Source organism: Oleiphilus sp. HI0125, assembly GCF_001635355.1.
Genome location: NZ_LWGF01000645.1, coordinates 1 through 3,647 on the forward strand (window position 1 = coordinate 1; position 3,647 = coordinate 3,647).

4 protein-coding genes are annotated in these 3,647 nt (G+C 43.4%); all 4 read left to right on the forward strand.

Annotated features, from left to right (window positions below; genetic code table 11):
- Nucleotides 1-660: TonB C-terminal domain-containing protein (locus A3762_RS08555; RefSeq protein ID WP_197468909.1), on the forward strand; the 660-nt coding region annotated here is incomplete at its 5' end.
- A 76-nt stretch (nucleotides 661-736) separates the two neighbouring features.
- Entirely contained in the window at nucleotides 737-1,762 is a 1,026-nt protein-coding gene (locus tag A3762_RS08560) for an energy transducer TonB (protein WP_068754975.1), read from the forward strand.
- A gap of 19 nt (nucleotides 1,763-1,781) precedes the next feature.
- Nucleotides 1,782-2,795, forward strand: a complete 1,014-nt coding sequence (locus tag A3762_RS08565) for a class I SAM-dependent methyltransferase (protein WP_068754977.1) — start codon at nucleotides 1,782-1,784, stop codon at nucleotides 2,793-2,795.
- Between the two features lie 29 nt (nucleotides 2,796-2,824).
- Nucleotides 2,825-3,469 (forward strand): peptide-methionine (S)-S-oxide reductase MsrA, encoded by a 645-nt coding sequence (gene msrA, locus A3762_RS08570; protein ID WP_231878774.1) that lies wholly within the window; start codon nucleotides 2,825-2,827, stop codon nucleotides 3,467-3,469.
- Nucleotides 3,470-3,647: the final 178 nt, after the last annotated feature.

Sequence of the window (3,647 nt, forward strand, 5' to 3'; positions counted from 1 at the left end):
CAAGCAAAGAAAGCAGAACAAGCCAAGAAAGCAGAACAAGCCAAGAAAGCAGAACAAGCCAAGAAAGCAGAACAAGCCAAGAAAGCAGAACAAGCCAAGAAAGCAGAACAAGCCAAGAAAGCAGAACAAGCCAAGAAAGCACTTAAGGCACAAGAGCTTGCAGAGCTTGTTAAAGGTAAGTCAGCTCAAGACCTACAAAAAATACAGGACGGCCTTTTGGCTAAGAGATTCGGCAGTATGCAGCAACTTGATGACCGTGCGCTCGATAGAACGGTTGTTGCTACACAAAATATCGCAGAGCAAGTCGCTGATCGTACGCGTAAGGCTCGCCAGTTAATGGCCGCGTTGGAGCCTGTTGAGCAACAGGTATTTGTTCAATCAGCCAAAACGTTTGTTGATGCAGTCATACGTAATTTGAATCCGCCGAAAAAGGATGGGAACAAATACTTTGGGGAAGTAGTCATACTTCTACATTCAAGTGGGCGAATTGCTTCTGCCGATATTATTACCCCGTCTGGAAACGACGAATATGACGAGGCGGTCATAAGAGCGATTGCTACAATGGGGCTATTTGAGCTCCCTACAAACCCTGAAGTTGCTGAAGTGTTTACGACTCATCCCATCAAATTTTGGTACGATGAGACAAGCCTCGCTGACTAATGGTTAGCTAGGTTTCCAAAGCGTCGCATTTATCTCATTTTACAAAGAGCCAATTACTCGTTGAAGTAAGAGCGTTATGAGTATTAATTATAAGCAACAAACAGTTTTGCCGCGGTTGACACTGCTAAGTACTGTATTGCATGGCTTGCTCTTGCTTTTCTATTATTCACTTCCCAAAGATCAAGTTGAGTCTAGCTCCTCGTCACAAACAATTAATGTTGCTTTGTCGCGTGTTCAGCCCCGCGTTACTGAAGTAGTAGAAGACGTTTTGCCTCCTGAGGAGCCGACGATACCTGAACCCGAAACAGCTAAAGAAGAGGATTTAATCGATCATCATATCCACGAATACAAGCGAGGTGATGAATTTAGTTCGAATAACCAAGACGTCACCAAAGAGGCGCAACTAGATTTTGGGGCAAAACAAGAAATCGTTAAAAAGAAACAATCAAGCAAAGAGACTATCGGAGAGCGAGAGGCTCTCAGTACTATCAATAAAGAGGCGCGTGTTGATTTAGCTGGCAACAAAACTAAACAAGAAGATGATTCAAGCGGCGTCAGCGATAACATTGGATCCGGCGAAGAGCTTGATACAAACGATTCATCTGGTGAAGCGGAAATAGGCGCTGAATCAGACATCGCTTTTATCCCGCCAGAAGAACTAAAAATCCCGCCTGAGTTTTTGGGGAATCTCGGGAACATGGAGCTCTTAGAGGAAAACGATCTAGGTAATGCATATGTAGAAGACCCGTTTTCAGAGCAAGAATCAAAAGAGTTCAAAGTCGTAAATCGATATCTGAAGCGATTCACAGAGCAGGTGTACGAGTACTGGGTTAATCCTTATCAGGGGGCAAAGCTTTTTAAAGGTGTCATTAAACTCGAGCTCGATACCAGTGGATACATCGTTAATGCCTTTATATTTAAATCTAGTGGACATCGTTTACTAGATATTTCAGCGTTAGATGCAATTAGAGCTGTACCTCGATACGAAGTTCCGGATAATCCCGTTATCACAGAACGCTACTACACTAATCTCAGTTTTTATTACTCGTCGATTGAAGAAAAGACGGAATTAATGCCATTTGAAGTAGCCGAACAGAATTAGTTTCTATTAAGGAGTGTGCGTGACCCAAGCCACCGCCCAAGTAATCGAGCGTAACGAAGATCTTTTTCCTAACGAAGGTAGTTATTTATTTATTGAGCCACCATCAGAGCCAACAAATAATGTTTTTGCATTGCATGATGTTGTGACGTTCAACTACAGAACCTATAAAGCTTTCGAAGAGTTTGATAAAGAAAATATTGTCTTTGGTATCCCTGAAACTGGCGATCGTTATGACGGTATTATTTTGTTTATGCCAAAGTCAAAACCTGAGTTGGAATTGTATTTAGATCTGGCAGCAAGCGTACTAGCAGATCATGGCAAACTGTATCTCTTAGGCGAAAAGAAGAGCGGTATTGCGAGCGGCGCAAAGCGACTCGCGACTCGTTCAAAAGAGTGCGTAAAAATCGATTCAGCCAAACACTGTCAGCTGTGGGAAGCGTCCGGCGTATCGGCTACTAATGTATTTGATATACAAGACTATTTTGAAGTTTTCGATTTTCAGCTCGATCCCGAGAATAAACTCAAACTCGCTGCACTACCTGGTGTATTCGCGAGTGGGCGGTTAGATGAGGGCACAGCTTTGTTGCTCGAACAGGATATCCGTCGCTTGAAAGGACGAACCTTAGACTTCGGTTGTGGGTGCGGCGTAATTAGCGTAGCAATTAAAACTTTGAATCCAGATATAGATGTGGAGAGTATAGACATCAACTGGTTTGCCCTAGAGGCGACCAAGAAGACTTTATCCTTAAATGGATTAACGGCCTCGGTGTATGCGAGTGATGGTTGGGATGAAGTAAAAGGAAGAGTGAATGGCGTCGTAACTAACCCACCGTTTCATCAGGGCGTTTCAACAGAGTATATGACGACTGAGTCGTTTATTAAGACGGCCAAAGACAAAATGGCGCGCTATGCCCCCATGTATATAGTGGCAAATAATTTCTTAAGGTACCCAGAATTGATCACTTCAGTATTTGGCCGATGCTCTGATGTTGGACGAAACAACAAATTCGCGGTCTATTATTGCGAACGTTAAAGTTCGAATGTTTTTGAAAGGAGGTAATAATGACTCAAAAACTTATGTCTAGTGTGAATTATTCCGGCGATGGCTCCGCTAGCATTCCATTTGCTTGGCAATTGCTGCAAGGCGCCTCAACGCAACACTTCGTCGACGGCACGCAATTTACTCCTCCTTTTGCTGAACATCTAGACTGTATCGCGCTTGGGCTTGGTTGCTTTTGGGGGGCTGAACGTGCGTTTTGGCAGCTCGACGGTGTTGTCTCGACTGCGGTTGGCTATGGTGGAGGAGAGCAAGCTGATCCGGATTACAAAACGGTCTGTAATGGTGCGACAGGCCATGTTGAGCTCGTTTTAGTTATTTTTGATGCGTCGAAAATTAGCATACAAGAGATTTTGAAGGTTTTCTGGGAAAAGCATGACCCAACACAGGGCATGAGGCAGGGGAATGACATCGGTTCTCAATATCGCTCTGCTATATATTGGATGAAGCCTGAGCATGAGGCCGTCGCTTTAAAAACGCTAAAAGAATATGAGAAAAAATTGTTGTCGCGTAGCTATGGTGCGATCACGACCGAAATAAAACCGCTTAATGCTTTTTATTATGCAGAGTCTTACCATCAGCAGTATTTAGCAAAGAATCCGGGTGGGTATTGCGGGCTTGGAGGGACAGGAGTTACTTGTACGATTTAGTAAAAAAAGCCCTTGAAGTTCAAGGGCTAAGTCCACTCTAGCGATTCCGCTAGTGATAACAAACCTGAAACATCCTGTATCAAGTGATTGTTACGGTACTGTGACAAATTAGAGCTTGCATACTAATTTTCTTTATTATTCTTTTTTGTTTGCCCATTAATTGTGCGATCTTAGCGCT

Coding starts and splice junctions, on each gene's coding strand:
- A3762_RS08560 (WP_068754975.1), top strand. CDS start 737: ATGAGTATTAATTATAAGCAACAAACAGTTTTGCCGCGGTTGACACTG.
- msrA (WP_231878774.1), top strand. CDS start 2,825: ATGACTCAAAAACTTATGTCTAGTGTGAATTATTCCGGCGATGGCTCC.